Annotated in this window: 3 protein-coding genes and 1 pseudogene; 2 read left to right on the top strand and 2 right to left on the bottom strand. The window is 65.8% G+C overall.

Annotation, left to right across the window (positions count from 1 at the left end; all coding sequences use genetic code 11):
* Together WA944_RS17610 and WA944_RS17615 are read right to left on the bottom strand one after the other, a co-directional pair.
* The coding region (locus WA944_RS17610) for a serine hydrolase domain-containing protein (protein ID WP_526372660.1) at positions 1-1,193 on the bottom strand (1,193 nt) is incomplete at its 3' end.
* 54 nt (positions 1,194-1,247) lie between these two features.
* Positions 1,248-1,898: a sigma-70 family RNA polymerase sigma factor gene (locus WA944_RS17615; RefSeq protein ID WP_526372659.1), complete on the bottom strand. Its 651-nt coding sequence runs from the start codon at positions 1,896-1,898 to the stop codon at positions 1,248-1,250.
* A gap of 213 nt (positions 1,899-2,111) precedes the next feature.
* Here WA944_RS17615 and WA944_RS17620 point away from each other — a divergent pair, with 213 nt between their 5' ends.
* A complete protein-coding gene (locus tag WA944_RS17620; RefSeq protein WP_526372662.1) occupies positions 2,112-2,816 on the top strand; it encodes a response regulator transcription factor in 705 nt (234 codons plus the stop codon).
* Positions 2,816-3,172: pseudogene (locus WA944_RS17625) on the top strand (sensor histidine kinase); the annotation flags it as partial. The gene WA944_RS17620 and the pseudogene WA944_RS17625, both read left to right, overlap by 1 nt.

Here is a 3,172-nt window from a genome sequence, read left to right on the forward strand (position 1 = left end):
CAGCCGAAGCCACGAAGGTTCTGGCCGCTCACAGCTGGATAATCAGGTGTGGCCGCTTCCCGGCTGGCGGTGTTGGCTGCTTCGAGTTGTTCAGCGGTGTGCCCGGGCTGCTGCGGAGTCGTCATCAGCTCCAACGTGGACTGCGTCAGTGGAAACGTGCTCGGCCGGCCGGCGAGCCGATCGAGTAGGGCCTGTGCGAACCGACCGACATCGGCTGCCGTCGAGAACACCCCTGCGCTGCCGGTCACGCCACCCATGCGGCGCGCGGTCGGATCGTGGACGGTGCCGCGGAGCTGATTGAAGTAGTCGGGATTCCTGGCCGGGTCGTCCCGGCTGTCTTCGTTGCGTGCCGTCGGCGCCATACGGGCCAGCAGATCCGTGTCCGATGTGCCCTTCGGGAAGTAGTGGGTGTCGGTCATGCCGAGCGGCGTGAACACGTTGTCCTCGACGTAGTCGTCGATCGTCTCGCCGGTGAGCTTTTCGATCAGCACACCGAGCAGGATGAAGTTGATGTCGGAGTAGTGGAACAACCCTGGATCGAACACCACCAACGCGGCCAGAGCGCGGCGAATGCCGTCCGCCTTGTCGGCCTTGTCCAGTCCCCACGGACCGTCCAGGCTCAGATCGCCCGCGATACCCGACGTGTGCGTGAGCAACATCCGAAGCGTCACCTGCGCCCGCCGCGGGTCTGCTGCCGGGTTGAAGCCCGGTAGGTACGTCTGCACGGGTTCATCGAGCCGCACCCGGCGTCGTTCGTGGAGCTGCAGGACGGCGGTCGCGGTCGCGATGCTCTTCGTCAGTGACGCCAGATCGAAGATCGTGTCCTCGGTCATCGGCTCGGCGGGGGATGGTGCTCCGTCCAGTCCGGGTTCGCCGGCCAGCTTTCGCACGCCGAAAGCCTGGTGGAAGACGATCTTGCCGGCGTGGCCGATCTGGATCACCGCGCCCGGCAGGCGCTGCGCCGCGATCGTGTCGTCCACCAGTTGCGAGACGGTGGCGAAATCATGTGCGGCAGTCACGTCCCATCCGGTCGGTGCCGGTGGGCGCGACGCCGGTGCGGTTGCCGACGTCGTGGCCGGCGGTGGGGGCGCAGGTGGGGGCGCCGCGCGTTCGCACGAAAGGACCATGCCGAGGGTGAGCAGGACGGCCGCGACCGTGAACGCCCGGCCGAAGCGCGATCCTGGCACCGTCACCTGATCGACGGTAGCCGCCTGTCCTGACTCACGGTGCGAAGCCGTCGAATGTGATCACCCGGCGGCACGCAGGTCCTCCACAAGATCGACCTTCGGCCGAGTCTCGACCAGCCGCCGGCGCCGCGCGCCATCACCCAGCAGCAGACGCAACTGACGCCGGGCCCGGTGCAGCCTCGACATCACCGTGCCGACAGGCGTGTTCATCATGGCGGCCACCGCTGCGTAGGGATAGCCTTCGATATCCGTCAGGTACACCACTGTCCGGAAGTCTTCGTTCAGCATCGCCAACGCCGCCCGTACCGCGGGATCAGGTTGTGCCGCAAGGAATGTCTGCTCTGCCGACAGGGTCTCCTGCGCATCGGGATCATCGCCGGTCTGTTCTGCGACGGCCTCCATGGACACTTCGGCCACCCGCCGCTGCGAGGCCCGGTAGTTGTTGATCCACGTGTTCCTCAGGATCTGGTGCATCCAGGCTCTGGCATTCGTTCCCGGGCTGAACGTTCCGTAGCTGCGGAACGCACGAAGAAGCGCGTCCTGCAGCAGATCCTCAGCGCCGGCGCCCCCATTGGTCAGCCGCGCTGCCGCCCGCATCAACTCGGCGCGCAGCGGCATCACCTCGTTCTCGAAACAGGCTGCCAGATCCTGACATTCGTGCCCGCCTTCGTAGTGGACCAACGACTCATGCTCTGCTGTCACGGGTTTCATGATTGCGACGGTAGGTTCGCTGCCTGTCCCGTAGGGGATTCTCACATCGAACACAAAGATCGCAGCTCCTCCGGCGTCGGCGCAGCTGCACAAAATATGAAACGTCTATGAACGTTGGCCAGCGGGCGGTGGAGGCGCAACAATGGATCGGTGACGTCAGCGCCGGTGAACAAGCACGCGCCCCGGCGCGCGATTCTGGGCCAGCTGCCCAGGATGTACCGCGTCGACGGTTCGCCCATCCGGGTGCTGCTCGTCGACGACGAACGCGCCCTGACGAACCTGGTCCGGATGGCTTTGCGCTACGAAGGGTGGGAGATCGACGTCGCTCACGACGCCGCGGAGGCCGTCGAGAAGTACCGGGCCAACACGCCAGACCTCCTCGTGCTGGACATCATGCTCCCCGACACCGATGGTCTCGGCGTGCTGGCGCAGATCCGTGAGTCCGGCACCTACACACCCACATTGTTCCTGACCGCGCGGGACTCGGTGGTCGACAGGGTCACCGGGCTGACCGCCGGCGGCGACGACTACATGACCAAGCCGTTCTCGCTCGAGGAGCTCGTCGCCCGGCTGCGTGGGTTGTTACGCAGAACGGCCTACCTCACCCCGGCCGACGACGAGTCGCTGAAGGTAGGTGACCTCGCACTCGATGTCGCGAGCCGTGAGGTCACGCGCGGCGGCGTGTCCATCGCGTTGACCTCCACCGAGTTCGACCTGTTGCGAATGCTGATGCGCAATCCACGACGCGCTCTGAGCCGCAACGAGATACTGCGGCAGGTATGGGATTACGACTTCGGCGGGCGGACCAGCATCGTGGATCTGTACGTTTCGTACCTACGCAAGAAGATCGACGCCGACCGTGAGCCGATGCTGCACACCGTGCGCGGCGTCGGGTACATGCTGCGACCGGCGGAATGATGCGGTCCTGGAAGAGCTGGAGCCTGCGTCGACAACTCGTCGTCGGTGTCTCGGTCGTCGTCGCCATCGCCCTGGCGACATTCGGGACGATGGCCATCCTGACGATGCGGTCCTCGATGCTGGGCATGATCGACGCTCAGCTGTCCGGCTCCGCCGACGGGTTCAGCAAGACGGTGACGAAGTACCGGACCACGCCGCTGCCCACAGGTGAGCTGCCGCCGCCGGGGGAGATGAAGCCGCTCACTTACGTCATGGGCCAGGCACCCGGGAACGTGATCGCGCTGATCCAGAACGGCAGGGTCGTCGACTCTGCGCACTTCGTCGACGGCGAGGCGAATCCGTTGCCGCCCGAGGCC

The sequence above is a fragment of the Mycobacterium sp. genome, from assembly GCF_049683355.1.
GTDB lineage: Bacteria > Actinomycetota > Actinomycetes > Mycobacteriales > Mycobacteriaceae > Mycobacterium.